Origin of the sequence: Arthrobacter sp. BB-1, assembly GCF_006151685.1 — a bacterium.
Classification (GTDB): domain Bacteria; phylum Actinomycetota; class Actinomycetes; order Actinomycetales; family Micrococcaceae; genus Arthrobacter.
This window is the reverse complement of sequence record NZ_VDEV01000029.1, coordinates 106970-127933: the sequence shown is the minus strand read 5'-3', so window position 1 is coordinate 127933 and position 20964 is coordinate 106970. Positions and strand designations below refer to the sequence as shown.

At 67.6% G+C, this 20964-nt stretch carries 17 protein-coding genes; 5 read left to right on the top strand and 12 right to left on the bottom strand.

What is annotated here, in order from left to right; translation table 11 throughout:
- Window positions 1–76: 76 nt before the first annotated feature.
- The 4 genes from FHJ30_RS16665 to FHJ30_RS16650 are packed head-to-tail and all read right to left on the bottom strand — an operon-like array spanning window position 77 to window position 5304.
- Window positions 77–889, bottom strand: a complete 813-nt coding sequence (locus FHJ30_RS16665; RefSeq protein ID WP_139030374.1) for a bifunctional allantoicase/(S)-ureidoglycine aminohydrolase — start codon at window positions 887–889, stop codon at window positions 77–79.
- 16 nt (window positions 890–905) lie between these two features.
- The gene (locus FHJ30_RS16660) at window positions 906–2240 is read right to left on the bottom strand and encodes a DUF6986 family protein (RefSeq protein ID WP_139030373.1); all 1335 of its coding nucleotides are present in this window, start codon (window positions 2238–2240) and stop codon (window positions 906–908) included.
- 3 nt (window positions 2241–2243) lie between these two features.
- On the bottom strand, window positions 2244–3842 hold the full coding sequence (aceB, locus tag FHJ30_RS16655) for a malate synthase A (protein ID WP_139030372.1): 1599 nt from the start codon (window positions 3840–3842) through the stop codon (window positions 2244–2246).
- A gap of 37 nt (window positions 3843–3879) precedes the next feature.
- A complete protein-coding gene (locus FHJ30_RS16650) occupies window positions 3880–5304 on the bottom strand; it encodes an NAD-dependent malic enzyme (protein WP_139030371.1) in 1425 nt (474 codons plus the stop codon).
- Window positions 5305–5523: 219 nt separating this feature from the next.
- Here FHJ30_RS16650 and FHJ30_RS16645 point away from each other — a divergent pair, with 219 nt between their 5' ends.
- A complete protein-coding gene (locus FHJ30_RS16645) occupies window positions 5524–6279 on the top strand; it encodes an IclR family transcriptional regulator (RefSeq protein ID WP_139030370.1) in 756 nt (251 codons plus the stop codon).
- A gap of 10 nt (window positions 6280–6289) precedes the next feature.
- Here the strand turns inward: FHJ30_RS16645 and FHJ30_RS16640 are convergent, their stop codons facing one another.
- From FHJ30_RS16640 to FHJ30_RS16620, 5 genes are all read right to left on the bottom strand, one after another.
- A complete protein-coding gene (locus FHJ30_RS16640) occupies window positions 6290–7801 on the bottom strand; it encodes a nucleobase:cation symporter-2 family protein (protein ID WP_139030369.1) in 1512 nt (503 codons plus the stop codon).
- 14 nt (window positions 7802–7815) lie between these two features.
- On the bottom strand, window positions 7816–8724 hold the full coding sequence (gene pucL, locus FHJ30_RS16635) for a factor-independent urate hydroxylase (protein ID WP_139030368.1): 909 nt from the start codon (window positions 8722–8724) through the stop codon (window positions 7816–7818).
- Between the two features lie 264 nt (window positions 8725–8988).
- Window positions 8989–9792, bottom strand: a complete 804-nt coding sequence (gene xdhC / locus FHJ30_RS16630; RefSeq protein WP_139030367.1) for a xanthine dehydrogenase accessory protein XdhC — start codon at window positions 9790–9792, stop codon at window positions 8989–8991.
- Window position 9793: 1 nt separating this feature from the next.
- Window positions 9794–12178, bottom strand: coding sequence for a xanthine dehydrogenase molybdopterin binding subunit (gene xdhB / locus FHJ30_RS16625; protein WP_139030366.1), 2385 nt, complete (start codon window positions 12176–12178; stop codon window positions 9794–9796).
- Window positions 12175–13671 carry a xanthine dehydrogenase small subunit gene (locus FHJ30_RS16620; RefSeq protein WP_139030365.1) on the bottom strand — a complete coding sequence of 499 codons (1497 nt, stop codon included), beginning with the start codon at window positions 13669–13671 and terminating at the stop codon, window positions 12175–12177. Before FHJ30_RS16620 ends, xdhB begins: the two co-directional genes overlap by 4 nt.
- 220 nt (window positions 13672–13891) lie before the next feature.
- On the opposite strand from FHJ30_RS16620, the gene FHJ30_RS16615 reads away from it, so the two are divergent.
- From FHJ30_RS16615 to FHJ30_RS16605, 3 genes are read left to right on the top strand one after another with little or no spacing between them, the layout of a single operon-like run.
- Window positions 13892–14872, top strand: a complete 981-nt coding sequence (locus FHJ30_RS16615) for an aldo/keto reductase (protein WP_139030364.1) — start codon at window positions 13892–13894, stop codon at window positions 14870–14872.
- Between the two features lie 36 nt (window positions 14873–14908).
- Window positions 14909–15592, top strand: coding sequence for a uracil-DNA glycosylase (locus FHJ30_RS16610; RefSeq protein WP_240793741.1), 684 nt, complete (start codon window positions 14909–14911; stop codon window positions 15590–15592).
- 23 nt (window positions 15593–15615) lie between these two features.
- Window positions 15616–16377 (top strand): SDR family oxidoreductase, encoded by a 762-nt coding sequence (locus FHJ30_RS16605; protein WP_139030362.1) that lies wholly within the window; start codon window positions 15616–15618, stop codon window positions 16375–16377.
- Between the two features lie 6 nt (window positions 16378–16383).
- On the opposite strand, the gene FHJ30_RS16600 is transcribed toward FHJ30_RS16605, so the two are convergent.
- The 3 genes from FHJ30_RS16600 to FHJ30_RS16590 form a co-directional block, all read right to left on the bottom strand.
- Window positions 16384–16761 carry a sterol carrier family protein gene (locus tag FHJ30_RS16600; RefSeq protein ID WP_139030361.1) on the bottom strand — a complete coding sequence of 126 codons (378 nt, stop codon included), beginning with the start codon at window positions 16759–16761 and terminating at the stop codon, window positions 16384–16386.
- Between the two features lie 127 nt (window positions 16762–16888).
- Window positions 16889–17905: an asparaginase gene (locus tag FHJ30_RS16595; protein ID WP_139030360.1), complete on the bottom strand. Its 1017-nt coding sequence runs from the start codon at window positions 17903–17905 to the stop codon at window positions 16889–16891.
- 46 nt (window positions 17906–17951) lie between these two features.
- Window positions 17952–19529: a molybdopterin-dependent oxidoreductase gene (locus FHJ30_RS16590; protein WP_139030359.1), complete on the bottom strand. Its 1578-nt coding sequence runs from the start codon at window positions 19527–19529 to the stop codon at window positions 17952–17954.
- A 117-nt stretch (window positions 19530–19646) separates the two neighbouring features.
- On the opposite strand from FHJ30_RS16590, the gene purD reads away from it, so the two are divergent.
- Entirely contained in the window at window positions 19647–20963 is a 1317-nt protein-coding gene (gene purD / locus FHJ30_RS16585; protein WP_139030387.1) for a phosphoribosylamine--glycine ligase, read from the top strand.
- Window position 20964: the final 1 nt, after the last annotated feature.

Genomic DNA, 20964 nt, shown 5'->3' with positions numbered 1-20964 from the left:
GGGGGGGGGGGGGGGCGCGCGGGGGGGGGGGGGGGGGGGGGGGGGGGGGGGGGGGGGGGGGGGGACGGGCGGGGGATTAGGTGAGGCGCACCTGGCGGTTCACGTCCTTGTACAGCAGGTAGCGGAACTGGCCCGGGCCGCCGGCGTAGCAGGCCTGGGGGCAGAACGCGCGCAGCCACATAAAGTCGCCGGCCTCCACCTCCACCCAGTCGTTGTTCAGCAGGTACATGGCCTTGCCCTCAAGGACGTACAGGCCGTGCTCCATCACATGGGTTTCCGGGAACGGGATCACGCCGCCGGGCTGGAACGTAACGATGTTGACGTGCATGTCGTGTGCCAGGTCGTTGGGGTCCGCAAAGCGGGTGGTCTTCCAGGCGCCGTTGGTGTCCGGCATCTCGCGCGGCTCCACTTCGGCGTCGCTGGTGACGAAGGACTTGGCCTCGTACCCTTCGAGGCGCTCGTAGGCCTTGCGGATCCAGTGGAAGGACACGATGTCAGCCGAGACGTTTTCCAGGCCCCAGTTGGACCCTGCCGCAAGGTAGGCGTAGCCGCCCTCCTCCAGCTGGTGCAGTTCGCCGTCGAGCGTGAGGTTGACCTTGCCGCGGGTCACGAAGATGACGCCTTCGACGCCGGCCTCGAACTCTGCCCTGGGGGCGCCGCCGCCCGGGCCGATCTCCACGATCAACTGCGAGAACGTGGTGGCGAAGCCTGAGATGGGGCGGGCGATGATCCAGGAGCGGGTGTTCGAAAAGCCCGGCAGGTTGGACGTCACGATGTCCGTCATCACGCCCTTCGGGATCACCGTGTACGCCTCGGTCACGATGGCCCGCTCGGTGGTCAGGTGCGTCTGCGGCGGCAGGCCGCCGGTGGGGGAGTAGTACTTGCCCATGAAGAGAGATCCTTACCTAGGAGTTGGAAGTGGTGGCGAGCCGCGGGTGGGCCAGTGCAGTCAGCTGCGGAATTCCGACGGCGGCAAGCGCCTGGACTTCATCCGCACCGACGGCGCCGCACTGGACGCCGCGCAGGACGAACGCGGCCAGGGCGCGGGCCGTGGCGGGTTCGTCCATCACGCCGCCTGTGGTCTGTTCCACGTAGTTCCGCAGCCGTGCAGCGGCCGCGGGCAGCCCCTGCCGGTAGAAGGCGTAGGTGGCCGTGAAACGGCTGGGCAGCTGGGCGGGGTGCAGGTCCCAGCCCTGGTAGAAACCCCGCTCCAGGGAACGCCGGACAAGCCTGCCGTGCAGCTGCCAGGCGCTTTCCACGTTGTCGCCCACGGGGATGATGTTGGTGGACCCGTCGGAGAGGCGGATGCCGGTGCCGGCAACAGCCAGCTGCATGACTTCCTTGGCGAAGTCGGCCACCGGGTGTTCCATGGACTGGTACTCGGCCGAAATCTGCAGCGACGCGGAGTAGTCGTACGTGCCGTAGTGCAGGCCGCTGATCCGGCCCGGAACAGCGTGCGGCAGCTGTGCCACCGGCGACGTGCCGTCCGGCCCCAGGATGAGCTGCGGGGTTTCCACCTGCACCTCGAACCGGAGCCGTCCGGCGGGAAGCGAGTGCACTTCCTCCAGCCGGGACACGGCGTAGTCCATCGCTTGCACCTGCGCTACGGTGGTCACCTTGGGCAGGGTCAGGACCAGCCCTTCGGGGAGTTCACCGGCCGAGGCCAGGCCGGACACAAACAGGTCCAGGGTACGCAGCCCGCGGACCCGCGTGGCTGCTTCGAAGCACTTGAACCGGATGCCGATGAACGGGGGTGCTGACCCGGCAGCGACTGCCTTGGCCACCGCGGAAGCCGCGGCAACGGCGGCGGCGTCCTCGGCGTCGTCGCCCCTGTCCCCGAACCCGTCCTCGAAATCGAGCCGCAGGTCCTCGATGGGTTCACTGGAAAGCTTGGCCGCGACGCGCGGGGCCACGGCCCCGGCTAGTGCGGCGATGGGTTCACTGGAAAGCTTGGCCGCGACGCGCGGGGCCACGGCCCCGGCTAGTGCGGCGTCCTGGCCAAGCAGCGCCCCGAGCTCTTCTAGGCCCCCGTGGGCCTCCGCCGTCGCCAGCGCCTCGGCGCCCCAGTCGGCAGCGAACGACGCCGTAAAAAGGTCCGCGGGGACGTACACCGTGTGGACGGGCTGGCGGGAGCCGTCGTCGCCCGGGTAATTCCGTTCCAGCAGGCGGTCGGTGGCGGCCAGCTGGACGTCGATGTGTGCGAGGTCCCCTGCGGAGAGCGAGGGCTTGGGTGATGCCATGCCTCAGTCCACCAGTTCGTAGGCCGGGATGGTGAGGAAGTCCGTGTAGTCCTCGGAGAGGCAGATCTCCGCGATCAGTTCGCTGGCCGGCTTGTAGTAGCGGCGGAAGGCTTCGTCGCCGACCTCGGTGCGTAGCCGCTCGGTTTCTTCGCTGAGGATGCGTTCGACCAGTTCGCGGGTGACGGTGTTGCCGGTGTCCGCCAGGACGGACTTGTTGCGGATCTGCTGCCACACCTGCGAGCGGGAGATCTCCGCCGTGGCGGCGTCCTCCATCAGGTTGTGGATGGCCACGGCGCCGTTCCCGGACAGCCACACCGCGGTGTAGGCAACGGCCACGTAGAGGTTAAGCCGCAGCCCGGACTCGGTGACCTGGCCCTGGGCGGAGGCCACGTCCAGCAGCTGTTCCGCCGTCACGGAAACCTCCGGACGCTGCTTGTCCAGCTGGTTCGGCCTGTTGCCGAGCACTGCGTCAAAGACCTCGCGGCAGGTCGGAACCAGGTCCGGGTGTGCCACCCAGGAACCGTCGAAACCGTCGTTCGCCTCCCGGGTCTTGTCCGCCCGGACCTTTTCAAACGCAGCCTCCGTGACCTCCGGGTGCCGGCGGTTGGGGATGACGGCGGCCATCCCGCCCATGGCGAAGGCACCGCGCTTGTGGCAGGTCTTGACCAGCAGTTCGGTGTAGGCGCGCATGAACGGGGCCGTCATGGCCACGGAGGCCCGGTCCGGGAGGACAAACTCCCCGCCGGCGTCCCGGAAGTACTTGATGATGCTGAACAGGTAGTCCCAGCGCCCGGCATTGAGCCCGGAGGCGTGGTCCCGCAGCTCGTAGAGGATCTCATCCATTTCAAAGGCCGCCGGAATGGTTTCGATCAGCACAGTGGCGCGGATGGTGCCCTGCGGGAGTCCCAGGTAATCCTGGGCGAAGACGAAGACCTCGTTCCACAGCCGTGCCTCAAGGTAACCCTCCATTTTGGGCAGGTAGTAGTAGGGGCCTTGTCCGTTCTCCACCAGCTGTTTGGTCACGTGGAAGAAGTGCAGGCCGAAGTCCACCAGCGCGCCCACGGCACGTTCGCCGTTGATGAGCAGGTGCTTTTCCGGCAGGTGCCAGCCGCGGGGGCGGGCAACCACGACGGCGAGCGGGGCGTCGGTGCGGAGGCTGTACTTCTTACCCTCGTCCGAGGTGTAGCTGAGGGTGCCGCGGGCGGCGTCGCGAAGGTTCAGGATGGATTCGACGACGTTGCGCCAGGTGGGGGTGCTGGCATCCTCAAGGTCCGCGAGCCACACCTTGGCACCGGAGTTCAACGCATTGATGGCCATTTTTGCCGGGGCCGCCGGCCCGGTCATTTCCACCCGGCGGTCCTGCAAAGCCGCCGGCGCCGGCGCAACCTGCCAGTCGCCGTCGCGCACGTCCTGTGTCTCGGGCAGGAAGTCCAGCCTGCCGGTGTCCGCGACGCGTTGCCGCTTGGCGGAGCGGGCGGCCAGGAGTTCGTTGCGGGTGCCGGCGAAGCGGCTGTGCAGCTCCTCCACGAAGGCCAGCGCCTCGGTGGTGAGGATTTCCTCCGCGCGGTCCATGGGCCGGGGGTCTGTGGCGGTGATGGCCATTTCTGGTCCTTTCCTTGTGCTGAAGTCAGTCAGTGAGTCAGGCGCTGGCCAGGGCGGCAACGGGAGCCGGGGCTGCGGCCGCCGCGTTGGCGGCCGCGGCGACGGCTGAGGCAACATCGGCGGCCACATGGGGATCGAAGACGCTGGGGATAATGTAGCTGGCATTGAGCTCATCGTCAGCTACCCGGTTGGCGATGGCGTCCGCGGCGGCCACCAGCATCTCCGGGGTGATGTCCGAGGCGCCGGCATCGAGCAGGCCCCGGAAGAAGCCCGGGAATGCCAGCACGTTGTTGATCTGGTTGGGGAAGTCGCTGCGGCCCGTGGCCACCACCGCGGCGTGCTTTGACGCGACGACGGGGTCTATTTCCGGCGTGGGGTTGGCCATGGCGAACACGATGGCGTCCGCTGCCATTGAGGCGACCTGCTCCTCGCCGATCACGTGCGGGGCGCTGACGCCGATGAACACGTCCGCGCCGACGAGGGCCTCGTGCAGCGTGCCGGCGAAGCCTTCCGCGTTGGTGTTGGCGGCGATCCACCTGCGGTGCTCGTCCCCGTAGGTTTCACCGGAATGGATGGCGCCGGAACGGCCGGCGGCGATGATGTGCCGCGCGCCCTGGGCCTTGAGGAGCTGGATGATGGCAGAGCCCGCGGCGCCGACGCCCGAAACCACAATGCGGACCTCGCTGAGCTTCTTGCCCACCACGCGCAGCGCGTTGACGAGGGCTGCGAGGGTGACGATGGCGGTGCCGTGCTGGTCGTCGTGGAACACCGGGATGTCCAGTTCAGCGCGGAGCCGGTTCTCGATCTCGAAGCAGCGCGGCGCAGCGATGTCCTCCAGGTTGATGCCGCCGTAGACCGGGGCCAGGGCCTTGGCGATCATGATGATTTCCTCGGTCTCCTGGGTGTCCAGGCAGACCGGCCAGGCGTCCACATTGGCGAACTGCTTGAAGAGTGCGGCCTTGCCTTCCATGACCGGAAGGGCGGCGGCCGGGCCGATGTTGCCGAGGCCAAGGACGGCCGAACCGTCGGTAAGGACGGCGATGGTGTTCCGCTTGACCGTGAGGTTGCGGGCTGCCGAGGGGTCCTCGGCGATGGCCAGGCAGACGCGGGCGACGCCGGGAGTGTAGGCGCGGGAGAGATCGTCGCGGTTGCGCAGTGCGACTTTGGGGACGACTTCCAGCTTGCCGCCCAGGTGCATCAGGAAGGTGCGGTCCGAGACGTGCTGGACCCTGACGCCGTCAAGCGCGTTGAGGGCATCCTTGACGCGGGCGGCGTGGGCGTCGTCCGTGGTGTTGCAGGTGACGTCCACAACGAGGGTTTCGTGGTGGGATTCGCTGACGTCCAGGGCGGTGATGGCGGCGCCTGCCGCTCCGACTGCAGCGGCAAGCTCGCTGGTGGCGCTGAAGCTCGAGGGCGCTTCCACGCGCAGGGTGATCGAATTTCCGGGGCTGGGGTTCGCCATTGAATCTCCTCCTGTTGGGCCTTGTGCGGGCCGGTTTAGTCTCAAGGTTTCTCGTATTATGGATATTATTATCTGGATAATGGAATAACAAGCGCGCCTCGGCCCGCCACGTGGCGCCTCGCAGCGTCAGCCGGCCGTGCTGTATCTTGGGTGTTCTAAGCAGCTCATTTCACGATGCGGATAAGAGTTGTCGGAATCAGAGCCGTAGGAGACAACGGAATGGCAGAGAAAACCTCGGGCGGCGTGCAGTCGGTGGAGCGTGTGTTCGAACTGCTGGAGCTCGTCACGGACGCCGGGGGCGACGTCACGCTCAGCGAGCTTTCCTCGTCCACGGACCTGCCCTTGCCCACCATCCACAGGCTCCTGCGGACGCTGGTGTCCCTTGGCTATATCCGCCAGCTCCCCAACCGGCGTTACGCGCTGGGCCCGCGGCTCATCCGGCTCGGCGAGGGAGCCAACAAGCAGCTTGGTGCCGTGGCCCGCCCCCAGCTGAAGACCCTGGTGGACCGGCTGGGGGAGACCTCGAACATGGCGGTGCTGGATTCGGACATGGTCATCTACGTGGCACAGGTGCCGTCCCTCCACTCCATGCGCATGTTCACCGAGGTGGGCCGGCGCGCCCATACCCATGCCACCGGCGTCGGCAAGGCCATCCTGGCCCAGCTCGATGACGACGCCGTCCGCGGCATCGTGGCCCGGGCCGGGATGCCAACCCCCACCGCCAAGAGCATCGGGGATATTGACGAGCTCCTGGCAGACCTCAAGCTCATCCGTGAGCGCGGTTACGCGATTGACGAGGAGGAGCAGGAGCTTGGTGTGCGCTGCTTCGCCATGGCCGTTCCGAATGCCCCCACGCCCACCGCCATTTCCGTGTCCGGGCCGGTGTCCCGCGTGGATGAGCACTTCGCCGATAAGGCCGTGCCCATCCTCCGCGAGGCTGCCGAGGCCATCTCCCTGGAGATGAACCGCACCTGAGGCCTTCGTGCTAATGCCCTGACGGCTTTTCGGATGACTGGACCGGGACTTCCTTGCCGTCGCAGTCGATCAGCTTGCCGCCCTCGAAGCGGTCGCCGTCGGCCAGGCATTTCAGGTCCTCCTCCCGGACCACCCGGCCGGTGCCGGCCACGAACACCGACTGGTTCTCGGAATTACCCGCCTTGAGGTGGTTGAACAGCAGGTTCAGCAGGATGGCCATGACCGCGGCCGAGCTGATGCCGGAGTGGAAGATGGTGCTGAACCAGGACGGGAACCGGTCGTAGAAAGTGGGAGCGGCGATGGGGATCATGCCAAACCCGACTGACGCCGCCACAATGATCAGGTTCATGTTGTTCCGGTATTCCACCTTGGCCAGGGTCCTGATGCCGCTGGCGGCCACGGTGCCGAAGAGCACAATGCCGGCGCCGCCCAGGACGGCAGTGGGAACGGCAGCCACCACGCGGCCCAGGACCGGCAGGAGGCCCAGCAGGACCAGGATCACCCCGCCGGCAGCCACCACGTAGCGGCTTTTGATTTTGGTGACAGCCACCAGGCCGACGTTCTGTGCAAACGCGCTCTGGGTGAACGAGCCGAACACCGGGGCGAGCAGGCTGGAGCCCATGTCTGCGCGGAGCCCTGCCGCGATGCGCTTGGAGTCTGTGCGCGTGCCCACGATCTCGCCGACGGCAAGGATGTCCGCCATGGTCTCGGTCAGGATCACCAGCACCACGATCACCATGGAGATAATGGCGGCGATCTCAAAGGTTGGCGCGCCCAGATGGAACGGGGTGGGGAAAGCGGCGATCGGGCCGTCGCCGACCCTGGAGAAGTCCGCCATGCCGGTGGCGACCGCGACAACGGTGCCGCCAACCATGGCCAGGAGTATGGACAGGCGTGAAATGGTGGCGCTGCCCACCTTGCTCAGGAGCAGCACCAGGGCGAGCGTCACGGCGGCGAGGCCGATGTTGGCCGTGCTCCCGTAGTTCTCGGCTCTCCGGTTTCCGCCCATCGCCCAGTTGGCGGCGACGGGCATGAGGGTGAGGCCGATGGTGGTGATGACGGTGCCGGTCACCACCGGAGGGAAGAACCGGACGATCTGTGAAAAGACCGGCGCGATCAGCAGGCCGACTGCTGCGGAAACCATCACCGCCCCGAAGACCGCCGGCAGCCCGCCGCCGCCGCTGACGATCGCCACCATCGTGGCCACGCTGGCGAACGAGACGCCCTGGACCAGGGGGAGTTGGGAGCCGAAGAACGGCACGCCGATGGTCTGCAGCAGGGTGGCAAGGCCGCCCATGAAGAGCGCTGCTGCAACCAGGATGCCGATATCCGCGGGGGAGAGGCCGGCGGCCTGCCCGACGATCAGCGGAACGGCGATGATGCCGCCGTACATGGTCAGGACATGCTGGAATCCGTAGGCGAAGCTGCTCCCGACCGAAAGCCGTTCATCCTCCGGCCGGCTGGAAGCGGGACGCTTGCCGCGCTTTTTGGCGTCGGCTTTGAGGGGGTTCTTGGTGTTCATGGCAGAGTTCCCGTTCAGCAGAATCCGGCGATCCCGGACCAGGCGACGTCCGCGGGGCTGGCGTCCCCGCGCTGGACGGTTGCCTCGATCAGGCCGTACGGGCGGTCGGCGGCGTAAAAGACCTCGTTGGGATTGTCGAGGCCGAACGGCGAGAGGTCCACCAGGAAGTGGTGTTTGTTGGGCATGGAGAACCTGATCTCGTCGATCTCGCTGTGTGCCTCAAGGACCTTGGTGCCCATGTCGAACAGGGTCTGCTGGAGCGCGTGCGAATACTTCTCGGTGAACCCTTCGAGCAGGAGGGCCTTGACGTCGTCGTAATTCTTGTTGAAGTCCAGCGCGCTGAAGTCCGTGCCGGTCTTGAAGCGCCAGCGTGCGGAAACGTCCGTGGCGAGGATCCGGTCCGTTGTCTCCGGCAGGGTGGTGTACTTGTCCTTGGGGTAGCCGACGAAGCCGGACTGGGTGGACTTGAGGACCGTGAGGTCCTTGAGGCCCGCAATGACGTGGGCCGCGGCGCCGTCGCGCACCAGGACTGCAGTGCGGACTTCCTGCCCGCTGCGGACGAAGGAGTGGTCATGCGCGGCGCCGTGGGCCTGGATCCGGTTCCAGCTGTAGGACTCGGCTTCCCAGCGTCCGCCGGTTACCCAGTGGAAGCTGGACGTGAAGTGCTCGCCCAGGCGCAGCAGGAAGGCCTCCGGAGAACCGATGCCTTCCCGGGCGAAAGCGTAGATGGTGTTTTTCTGGGTATCCGTGGGCACCACGTGGCCGTTGTCGCCTTCCAGGTGGGCCGCGGCAAAGTCCCCGCGCAGCTGCGAGGTGACGTTCAGGTCCTCAATTTCGTGGCGGTCCGTGTCGCGGGTGATTTTGACGACCCGGACTTCGGCCTTTCCGTACTGGTTGTGGCCCAGGATGATGTTGCTGCTCATGGTCAGATTCCCAACTTCCGGTATGTGGGACCAGAGTCCCGCAGAGAAATTAAGCGCGCGTGTCCCGCACGTTTCTTGTACCGTCGGCCCACAAAAAATGAGCCGACATCAATTGATGCCAGCTCATTACGACCCTGCCTGCTGCTCCCAGGTTACGTGACCTGCGCCACGAGTTGTCATCCAGCGTAGCCCGGCCGGCCGGTGGTGTACATCACAATCTGAAAAACCCGTTTGTGACCGGTCCGCAGCGCCGGGCAGGGCACGTTACTGCCGGGCAGGCGCGAGGGTGCCCAGCAGGCCGGCGGCGGCACTGACGGCAATCACCACCGGGGCCTTTCCCCTGACCTCAGGCAGGCCGATCGGGCACTGGATCCGGTCAATCTCAGCCTCGGCAAACCCCTCCGCCGCCAGCTTTTGCCGGAACCGCAGCCACTTGGCGCGCGAGCCGATCAGCCCCACGCTTCCCAGGTCGCCACGGCGCAGGGCCGCGTGGCAGAGCAGGAAATCCTCGGAGTGGTCGTGGGTCATGATGAAGACGTGGGCGCCGGAAGGCAGGCCGCCAAGGAACGAATCCGGAACCGGCGTGTGCACAACCCGGACGTCCGCAACACCCGCTGAAACATCGGCCAGCCGGCCGGCCTCCAGCTGCTCCTCCCGGCTGTCCACGAGGTACAGGGCCATGGGCAGGCGGGACAGGATGCGGCCGAGTTCGTACCCGACATGCCCGACGCCGAAGATGGCCACAGTGGGAAGGGACAGGAAAGGCTCCAGCAACACCCGCACCTTCCCTCCGCAGCACTGCCGCCCATGCTCGGTGGTGGCGTGCTCGTTGAGCGGGAACTCGGCGTTGCGGGGCACGGAGATACCTTGCGCCATCATGTCCCTGGCCTGGTCCACCACGGTGGCCTCGAGATTTCCCCCGCCGATGCTGCCCCACGTGGAGTCGGCCCCCACCACCATCTTGGCGCCGGCCTCCCGCGGTGCATGGCCGCGCACCTCAGACACGGTGGCCAGTACTCCGGGCAAACCTGAGGACCTCAGGTGCTGCAGGGCTTCGAGCCAGTCCATGTCACCGCACCGACGTCGCGGCGGGCGCCTGGAGGGCGTCGCCAGGGAGGGCCGGGGAGGGCGCGGTGACCCGTTCGATGGCCCAGAACACGGCTTCGGGGGTGGCCGGGCTGGCCAGTTCCACTGACATGCCGCCGGGACCAAACGCTGCAACCGCCTCGCGCAGCGCCTCGCGGACGCTGATGGCAAGCATGAGCGGTGGCTCGCCCACGGCCTTGGAGCCGTAGACCACTCCGCTCTCCGTGGCCCGTTCAAACAGGTGGACGTTGAATTGCTCCGGCATTTCGGAGAAGCTGGGCAGCTTGTAGGTACTGGCCGACTGCGTCGTGAGCCGCCCCCGCCCCTCGCCGTCGGACACGTCCCACCGCAGGTCCTCGAGGGTGAGCCACCCGGCGCCCTGGACAAAACCGCCCTCAATCTGCCCAACGTCGATCAACGGCGAAAGGCTGTCGCCGACGTCGTGCACTATATCCGCGCGCACCTGCCGGTAGGTGCCGGTGAACCGGTCCACCTCCACTTCGGTAACGGCTGCGCCGTAGCTGAAGTACTTGAATGGTTCGCCCTGCATCCGGGCGCTGTCCCAGTGCAGCCCTTCGGTCCGGTAGTACCCGGCAGCCCAGAGCGGAACGCGCTGGAAGTAGGCATCGTGCACCACCTCGGCGAAACTGAGGCCGGGGTCATGGAAGCCGATCCCGGTGACCTTGCCGTCGTCGAACCGCACATCGTCCGGATGGATGTTGAGCCTGCGGGCAGCCACCTCGGACAGCCGGGAACTGATCTGCTCGCAGGCGTTCTTGACGGCACCGCCGTTGAGGTCCGCCCCGGAGCTTGCCGCGGTGGCTGAGGTGTTCGGGACCTTGTCCGTCCGGGTGGGTGCCAGCCGGATGAACGCGAGCGGCACGCCCAGGGCGGTGGCAGCCACCTGGCGCATCTTGGTATGCAGCCCCTGCCCCATCTCGGTTCCGCCATGGTTGATCAGCACGGACCCGTCCTTGTACACGTGGACAAGCGCGCCGGCCTGGTTGAACGCGGTCAGGTTGAAGGAGATGCCGAACTTCACCGGCGTCATCCCGATGGCGCGCTTGGTGTGCGCATGCGCCGCGTTGAATTCCGCGATCTCCGCCCGCCGCCGGGCCACGCCGGCCCGGTCCAGCAGCGACTGCCAGATGGCGGTGAGACGTTCGGCATGGCGCACCGGCTGCCCGTACGGCGTGCTCTGCCCGGGCTCGTAGAAATTGCGACGGCGGAGCTCGCCGGGGTCCAGCCCCAGCAGCGGGGCGCAGCGGCCCAGCAGGTCCTCCATCACCAGCATCCCCTGCGGTCCGCCGAAACCCCGGAACGCCGTCTGCGACGTTTTGTTGGTCTTGGCCACCCTGCCGTGCACTTCGATGTTGGGGACGTAATACGCGTTGTCGATGTGGCACAGCGCCCTCGCCAGGACGGGTTCGGAGAGGTCCAGGCTCCAGCCGCCGTCGCTCGTGAGGGTGGCTTTCAGCGCCTGGAGGCGCCCGTCGTCGTCAAATCCTGCCTCCCAGCGCGCATGGAACGGGTGGCGCTTTCCGGTCAGGGTGATGTCCTGGGTGCGGGTCAGGCGGAGCCGGACGGGGCGCCCGGTCAGGCTGGCGCCCAGGGCGGCGACGGCCGCGAAACCGTGCGGCTGCATTTCCTTCCCGCCAAAGCCCCCGCCCATCCGCAGGCACTGGACGGTCACCTGGTGGTTGGCCAGCCCCAGGACATGCGCCACGATCTCCTGCGTCTCGGACGGGTGTTGGGTGCTGGCCTGCACAAACACCTGCCCGCCTTCGTCAATGATTGCGAAGGACGCCTGCGTCTCAAGGTAGAAGTGCTCTTGGCCGCCGAACTCGAACTCCCCGCTGAAGCGGTGGGCGGCGCCCGCCAGCGCCTGGTCCGGCTCACCGCGGGCAACAGTGGGCTGGTTGCCCTGGAAGCTGCCGGCCGCAATGGCTTCGGTGAGCGTCAGGAGCGACGGCAGCGGCTCGTACTCCACCGCAACCGCCCCTGCGCCCAGCCGTGCCGCTTCGACCGATTCGCCCAAGACCCAGCACACGGCCTGGCCGTGGAACATCACCTCGCTGGGGAAGAGCGGCTCGTCGTGTTTGGTGCCGGAGTCGTTGATGCCGGGAACGTCCGACGCCGTCAGCACCCTGACCACGCCGGGAACTTCAAGTGCGGGCTGGGTCTGCATGGCCAGGATCCGTGCGTGCGCGTGGGGCGCCTGGACGGGCCAGGCGTGCAGGACGTTGCTGGAGCGGGCAACAATGTCATCCGTGTAGAGGGCTGTTCCGGTCACATGCCCCGCGGCGCTCTCATGGGGCACCGGGATGCCCACCAGGGGGTTGACGGGACGCTCTGCCAGGGATTTCACTTCGCCACCTCCAGCGCCGGAGCGTTCCCGGCGTGGAACTTCAGCAGGGCCTGCCCCAGCATGGCTGAACGGTAGGCCGCGCTTGCCCGCATGTCATCGATGGGCGTCCCCTCGCCCGCCATGATGGCGGCCGCCGCGGCCACGGTCTCCGCGGTCCAGGGCCGGCCCACCAGGGCTTCTTCCGTTGCTGACGCCCGGATGGGCGTTGCCGCCACGCCGCCGAGCCCGATCCGGACCGAACTTACGACGCCGTCCGCCACCTGCAGTGCAATGGCCACGGACACGCTCGAGATGTCGTCGAAGCGGCGCTTGGCAATCTTGTAGAACGCTGTGGTTTCGGCCAGCGGCAGCGGGATCCGCACTGCGCGCAGCAGTTCGTTGGGCTTCCTGACGTTCTGCCGGTAGCCCGTGAAGTACTCCGCCAACGGGACCTCACGTTCTCCGCCGGCGGAGCACAGGACGACGCCGGCGTCCAGGGCGAGGAGTACGGGTGCGGAGTCGCCGATGGGTGATCCCGTGGCGAGGTTCCCGCCGAAGGTGGCAGCGTTCCGGATCAAGCGGGACGCGAACTGTGGGAACAGCTGGCCCAGGAGGGGCACCCGGCCGTTGAGGCCCCGTTCCACCTCAGAGAGGGTAAGGGCCGCGCCGATCTCCACCCGGCCGGCGTCGAATGTTAACGTCCGCAGTTCCGCCAGGCGGTCGATGGCGACGACGACGGGCGGCCGGGAGTGGCGGAGGTTCACCTCGACGCCGAGGTCCGTTGCCCCTGCCACCAGCTTTGCCTCCGGGTTTTCCTCAAGGGCCTGGAGGGCTTCAGCCAGGTTCCCGGGGCGCAGGAACCGTGCGTCGCCGTCCGTCCGGGTGTGCCTGGCCGGCGGGGCGGGCCGGTTCTGCCTGCCCAGCAACGGATCAGTGTCCTGCGCCGGCCCGAGTGCGTAGGCCGCATCCCTGATGGGACGGTAGCCGGTGCACCGGCAGAGGTTGCCGCTGAGGGCATGCAGGTCGAACCCGTTCGGGCCGCATTCATGGTCGGCGGCGTGCCCTTCGCCCACGGCCCCCGTTCCGGTCTCCAGGCTGGCGTCCGCGGGGCTGCGGTCCGGGCGGTAGTACTCCGCGGCCATGGAACAGATGAACCCCGGAGTGCAGTATCCGCACTGGGACCCGCCGCGGTCTGCCATTTCCCGCTGGACGGGATGAAGGGCCTCATCCGCGCACGGCCCGGCTACAGTACCCAGGCCCTCCGCAGTGATAATTTCCTGGCCGTCGAATGCCAGCGCGGAAGGGAGGCAGGAGTTGATGGAAGTCCAGAGGCTGCGGGCCGGGCCGTCCGGCCGGGCCACCATGACGGCGCACGCCCCGCATTCGCCCTCCGCGCAGCCTTCCTTGGCCCCCGTCAGGCCTTCACCCCGCAACCAGTCCAGAAGCCTGGTGTGCGGGCTGGTTCCGCCGCAGCCCCGGGCCTGCCCGTTGACCGTTATCTCGATTCCGTCCATGCTTCACGCTCCCCGTACGAACCAGATCGACGCGCCAACCAAACCCCTGATGCTGGGAAATGTACCCGCACAGCACTGCCAGAATGTCCGCTGCGTGTTTCAGTGTGATTAAGCTTACACAGGTTGCCGGAAGGGCTTTTCCACCATGCGGATGGGCGTCCGGGCGTGGCGGAACGCGTAAGATTCCGGCCTCCTCCGGGCCACGCCATATAGTCGAGGGATGGAACAGCGGATTTTGGGCAAGACCGGTCGGAACGTCTCCATTGTGGGACTGGGCACCTGGCAGCTTGGCGCGGACTGGGGAAACGTTGACCCGGCGCAGGCGCAGGCTGTCCTGGCGGCCTCCGTGGATGCAGGGGTGAATTTCTTCGACACCGCCGACGTCTACGGCGACGGGAAGAGCGAGCAGGCCATCGGAAAGTTCCTCGCGGACAACCCGGGCCTGGACGTTACGGTGGCCACCAAGATGGGCCGCCGGGTGGACCAGAAGCCGGAAAACTACACCCTGGCCAACTTCCGCCAGTGGGTGGACCGCTCCCGGAAGAACCTGGGCACGGACACCCTGGACCTGGTCCAGCTGCACTGCCCGCCCACTCCGGTCTACAGCAACGCCGAGGTCTATGACGCGCTGGACACCCTGGTGTCCGAGGGAGCCATCCGCAATTACGGCGTCAGTGTCGAGCGCACGGACGAGGCCCTGGAGGCGATCCGCCATGGGGGAACCGCTTCGGTCCAGATCATCCTGAACGCCTTCCGCCTCAAGCCCCTGGACGAGGTCCTTCCGGCAGCAAAGGCGGCAAACGTAGGGATCGTCGCGCGCGTGCCGCTCGCTTCCGGCCTGTTGTCCGGCAAGTACACCAAGGAGACCGCGTTCGCGGAGAACGACCACCGGAACTACAACCGCAACGGTGACTCCTTCGACGTCGGCGAGACCTTCTCCGGTGTGGACTACGAACTGGGCCTGAAGGCCGTGGCCGAATTTGAACAGCTGGTTCCCTCCGGGGCCAGCACCGCCCAGGCGGCCATTGCCTGGATCGCCGCGCAGGACGGCGTCACCACCGTCATCCCTGGGGCACGCAACGTGGAGCAGGCGGCAGCGAACGCTGCCGCGGCCTCCGTCAGCCTGGGCGGGGAATTCGACGCCGGGGTCCGCTGGATCTACGACCACTACTTCCGCGAGGCCATCCACCCGCGCTGGTAGGAGCCAGGTTCCTGCCCGGCGCCTGTGAAGATGCCCGTGACTGCTTCCCCCGTGCGCGCGTTCGTGGACCGGCTCGCGGCCGTGCCGTCGACGCCCGCCCGCAACAACTTCCTGGACCACAGCGTGCCGGAAAATGCGCAGCGGCGGCGCAACCTCGAGCTTTACCTCCAGGAAATGATGGACCGTTCGCCAACCGTGCTACTGCTGGGCGAGGCCCCCGGCTTCAGGGGCATGGGGGTCACCGGGGTTCCCTTCACCAACCGCGCCATGTTCCAGGGGCCCGCCAACAGCTTTGGCTTGTTCGGGCCTGGTAAGGGCTACGCGCTGCCGGCGGACGCGGCAGGCGTTGCGGCCGAGCCCACCGCAACCGTGATGTGGGAAGTCCTGGCCGAACTGCAGTTCCTTCCCCTCCTGTGGAGCGCGTGCCCGTGGCACACCCACATGCCGGGGAATGCGCAGTCCAACCGCACGCCGCGCATAGCCGAAGCCAGGCTCGGAACGCCGTTCTGGCAGTCGCTGGCAGAACTGTTCCAGATCGGCACCATCGTGGCCGTGGGCAACGTGGCGCACCGCAGCCTGCTGGGCAGCGGCCAGGAGGTGCCAAAGGTCCGGCACCCTTCCCACGGCGGGAAGTCCGGTTTCAAACGTGGGCTGGCGGAGCTGCTTGGCGCCGGCCTGGCCGCAGCCGTGATGCCGGATGCAGCCCCTAGGATTCAATGATGGCCACACCTGAAGGGAACCCCATGAGCAATACAGGCAAAGCTGCGCGCGTTGCGGTGGTCACCGGCGCCGGTTCCGGAATCGGCCGGGCAGTGGCCCGCCTTCTCCTGGCCGATGGCTACGCCGTCGCCCTTGCCGGGCGCCGCGAGGCGCACCTGCTGGAGACGGCGGCCGGCCACCAGCAGGCGCTTCCGGTCACCTGCGACGTCACCCGGCCCGACGACGTCGAGCGCCTTTTCGACGCCGTGCGGCAGCGGTGGGGCCGGGTGGACGTCTTGTTCAACAACGCCGGGGTTTTCGGCCCGGCCGCCAGCGTGGACGAGATCTCGCTGGAGGACTGGAACGCCACCCTGGCAGTGAACCTCACTGGCTCCATGCTGTGCGCCGCAGCGGCCGTCAGGGCCATGAAGGCGCAGGATCCGCAGGGCGGGCGGATTATCAACAACGGCTCCATCTCCGCGCATTCGCCACGCCCCAGGACTGTGGCCTACGCCGTCACGAAGCACGCCATGACAGGGCTGACAAAAAGCATCGAGCTGGACGGGCGGGGCTTCGGGATCACGTGCGGGCAGATCGACATTGGGAACACGGCCACGGAGATCATGGACACCATCGGTGTGGGTGCCGGGGCGCTCCAGGCCGACGGCAGCCGCCGGGTTGAACCCACCTTCCCCGTTGAGGATGCCGCCCGGGCCGTCCTGATGATGGCCAACATGCCGCCGACAGCCAGCGTGGGGTCCGTGGTGGTGACCGCCGCCGGCATGCCATTCATCGGCCGCGGCTGAGCCCGTCTACAGCGGGAGCAATGCCGAGAGGTCTGCCCGGAGGCCCGAGGCAGCAACCTTGTGCTCGGCCACCGCGTCCGCCCAGCCCAACTGGCCTGTAACCATAGCGAGCCAGGTGGCGGCGTCGCACTCAATGACGTTGGGCGGCGTGCCGCGCGTGTGCCGCGGACCTTCCACGCACTGGGTGACGCCGAACGGCGGCACCCGCACCTCCACGGAATTGCCCGGTGCCCGCGCGGTGACCTCCTCAAGCGTGTAGCGCACCGCAGTGGCCAGGATGCTTCGCGGGACAGGAACGTCCGGGGACGGTCCGGCGGCTTTTCGCCAGGCCTCCACAGCTGCGGCGCCCTCCTTTGGGTCGATCCTGCGACGGGCTACAGCCATGTTTCGGGCCCCTTTCGTGGCGTGCAACGGCAAAGACAACCAGAGTACCGCGGACCCCGGCGGGGGAAGGAGCCCGGCGGGCCTGGACCCAGATCCCACGCGGCCAGCCACAGCCAGGTCCGGCAACCTAGTCCAGCAGCGCCGAAACTGCGGGCCCCAGCCGAATTTTTCCAACAGGCCTTCCGCCGCCCAGCACCGGGTCCACCACTTTTTCCAGGACGCTGGCAACGCCGGGGATTTCCACCGCGCCGGCCGCGGCCAGGAGGGTCAGCGCCACCAGTGAGGTGGCGCGGACGTTCCCGTCGAGGATCTTCACGGCCACGGAAACGCCCTGCGGCGTGGCCATGGCCAGGACGCCTTCCGCGCCGATCTTGGCAATAATCTCCAGCTCGTCCATGACCAGCGTGTTGGCCTCGCCGCGGCCCTGCACCGCCCAGGGATAGTCCAGCATGGACGTGGCGATGGTGGCAGCCCGGGCACTGAAGCTCTGGTCGCCCGGGGCTTTGGCAAGCTGCGAGTACCCCCTCGCCAGCCCCTTGAGGGACACCGCCGCCACCGGCGCCCCGCAGCCATCGATCCCCAGGTGCGCGATCTTCTCACCCGTGTATTCCTCGATGACGGTGCGGACGCGCTGCTGCAGCGGGTGGTTGGGCTCAAGGTAGCTGTGCGTATCCCAGCCGTTTTCGGTGCAGGCCCAGAGGAAGGCAGCATGCTTGCCGGAACAGTTGTAGGCGAGCCTGGACTTTCCCCGTTCCGACCGCACCAGCCAGTTGCGGGCCGTTTCATCCTGGGGCCAGGCCTCCGGGCATTGGAGCTGGTCCTCGCGGACTCCGGCTGCCTTGAGCATTCCTTCCACCACATCCATGTGGTCCAGGGATCCGGTATGGCTGCCGCAGGCCACCGCCACCTGCGCGCCTCGCAGCGGGACGCCGGACTGCATGGCTGCCAGGGCCTGGAACGGCTTCAAGGTGGACCTGGCGAAAATGGGGGTATTGATGTCGCCCAGCTCAGTGACCACAGAACCGTCCGCGGCCAGGAGGACGGCAGAACCGATGTGCCGCGACTCCACAAAACCGCTCCGTTCGATCACGGCCAGTTCCACTGCGGAGTCCACGGTAAAGGTGGCATGCGGGTTGTGCGGCATGGTGCCAGTCTAGGGGCCGCCTGACGGAATGGGGCGGAAGGCGGCCCTACTGGACCGTGACCATCACGGACTGCCAGCCGGAGGCGCCGTCCGGAACCGGGTCCGCGCGCTGGTCTGTCTGCACAACACCCGTTCCGTCCGTTGCCCGGACTTTGATGTAGTGCTGGCCGGGAGCCGCATCCCACTGGTAGGACCACTGGCGCCAGGTGACCAGGGACGCTTCCGTGGAAAGATCTGCCGCCACCCAGTCGCCGTCGTCCACCTGGACCTCTACCTTGCTGATGCCCCGCGTCTGTGCCCAGGCCGTGCCGCCCACGGCCACCTTTCCCGCCGGGACCTTGGCGAAGGACCTGGGGACGTCCACGCGCGCCATGGTCTTGATGGGGCCGCGTTCGGACCAGCCGCGCTCCGTCCAGTAGGCCTTATTGTCGGCGAAGCGGGTCACCTCCAGGTCCACCACCCATTTGGTGGCGGAGACAAAACCGTACAGGCCCGGAACCACCATCCGCACCGGGTAACCGTGCTCCAGCGGCAGGGGCTCGCCATTCATGCCGATGGCAAGCATCGCGTCCCGGTCATCCTGCAGAACCTCCAGCGGCGTGGAGGCGCTGAAGCCGTCGATGGACGTGGACAGCACCATGTCCGCGCCCTCCTTCGGCTTTGCCCGCCTCAGCACCTCACGCAGCGGCAGGCCCAGCCACTTGGCGTTGCCGGCCAGGTTTCCGCCCACGGGATTGGACACGCAGGTGAGGGTGACATGGGACTCGATCAGGTCGGCGTCGAGCAGGTCCTGGAAGGTGAGGCGGACCTCCTCCTCCACCAGGCCGTGGACCCGGAGTTCCCAGCTGTCCACGTCGATTTCCGGGATGCTGAGCGCGGTATCAATGCGGTAGAACTCACCGTTGGGCGTAAGCCAGGGAGTGACTCCCGGCACCGGTGACTGGACGCCGGCGGGAACGGCCGGTGCCGCCTTGGCCGGGACGGGCAGCTGCAGGGCATCCCGCGCCTGGAGGATGTTGCTGCGGGCCGCGCCCAACAGCCTGCCTCCCGTGGCCGCCACCCCGGCAGCGGCCGCGGTGATCCCCGCTGCCGCGAAGAAGCGGCGGCGGCTGGTGCCCGGGCGTCCGGCAGGGTCGGCTGCGGCGCTCGCAGGAGCTTCCGGCCACACTGACTGCCGCGGCAGGCGCTTCATCAGCAGCCGCAGGGCGGCCAGGCCGGCAAAGGTGCCCGCCACCGAGGGAAGGGCATCAGCCGGCCCCACGCCTGCACGGGTCACCACGCTCGCTACGATGACCGCGCCCATAGCCAGCACCCCAAGCACGCCCAATGCCCAGCGCCGGTAAGCCACCACGCCCAGTAAGCACGCCAGCACGGCAATGGTCAGGCCCATGCCCGCAAAGAGTGCTGCTTTGTCATTGGTGCCGAAAGTGGCGATGGCGAAGTCCTTCAGCCAGGACGGTGTGAAGTCGATGAAGGTGGATCCCAGGGCGATCAGCGGTGTGGCGCGGGCGGTGAAGAAGGCCCCGAGCAGTTCAGCCACGGCAAGGACGACGGCGGCCGCCACCGCGCCTGCCAGCGCGGCCATGGCAGTGGGTCCCTTGGGTGAATTCCTCAGCTTCTTCATGATGGGGATTCGGAGCGGAGGCAGCCCCGGATTGCAACGCCGGATCTCCCGCCCAATTGTTGTGCGTGCCGACACAGCTTAGGACCGGGCAGGGTGCACAAAGTACCCTTGGAGACTGTGAAGGTACTCGTCATCGGCCCCGGAGGCCGCGAACACGCCATTGTCCGCTCCCTGCTCGCCGACCCCAACGTGTCCGAGGTCCACTCAGCTCCCGGCAACGCCGGCATCAGCAAGCTGGTCCCCACCCACAAGATCAACGCCAACGATCCCGATGCCGTTGCCGCCCTGGCCACCAAGCTCGCCGTGGACCTGGTGGTGGTGGGGCCGGAGGCGCCGCTCGCAGCAGGCGTGTCCGATGCTGTCCGCGAGGCAGGGATCCCCGTGTTCGGCCCCAGCAAGGCCGCCGCCCAGCTCGAGGCCTCCAAGGCATTCGCCAAGGAAATCATGGCGGAAGCCGGGGTGCCCACGGCCATGGCCATGGTGGCCACCAACGCCGAGGAAGCCGCCTCTGCCCTGGACACCTTCGGTGCCCCCTACGTGGTGAAGGACGACGGCCTGGCCGCAGGCAAGGGCGTGGTGGTCACCAAGAACCGCGAGGAAGCCCTGGCCCACGCGCAGTCCTGCTTCGACGCCGGCGGCACCGTGGTCATCGAGGAGTTCCTGGACGGGCCCGAAGTCTCCCTGTTTGTCCTGTGCGACGGGCACAACACGGTGGCGCTTTCACCGGCACAGGACTTCAAACGGATCTTCGACAACGACGAAGGCCCCAACACCGGCGGCATGGGCGCCTACACTCCGCTGGAGTGGGCGCCGGAAGGCCTGGCCCAGGAGGTCATTGACCGCGTGGCCCAGCCCACCGTCAACGAAATGGCCAGCCGCGGGACCCCGTTTGTCGGCGTGCTGTTCGTGGGGCTGGCCCTCACCTCGCGGGGCACCCGCGTGATCGAGTTCAACGTCCGCTTCGGCGACCCGGAAACCCAGGCCGTCCTGGCCCGGCTCAAGACGCCCCTTGGTGCCCTGCTGCTGGCAGCCGCCAAGGGCGAACTGGACAAGGCGGAAGAGCTGCGCTGGGCGAAGGAAACTGCCGTCGCCGTCGTCATAGCATCCGAAAACTACCCGGACACTCCGCGCACCGGGGACCGCATCCGCGGGCTCAAGAAGGTGGAGGAACTGGAAGGCGTGCACGTCATCCACGCCGGCACCTCCTTCGACGAGGAGGGTAAAGTGGTGTCCGCCGGCGGACGCGTGCTTGCCGTCGTCGCGCTGGGCAGCGACCTGGTGGAGGCGCGTGAAAGAGCGTACGACGGCGTGGAGCTGGTTCAGCTTGAGGGCTCGCAGTTCCGCACGGACATCGGCGGCAAGGCCGCCCGCGGGGAAGTGAAGGTCCCCTTCAATGCCAGCGCATCCCTCCACGGGACCAAGACGAAGGCCTAGC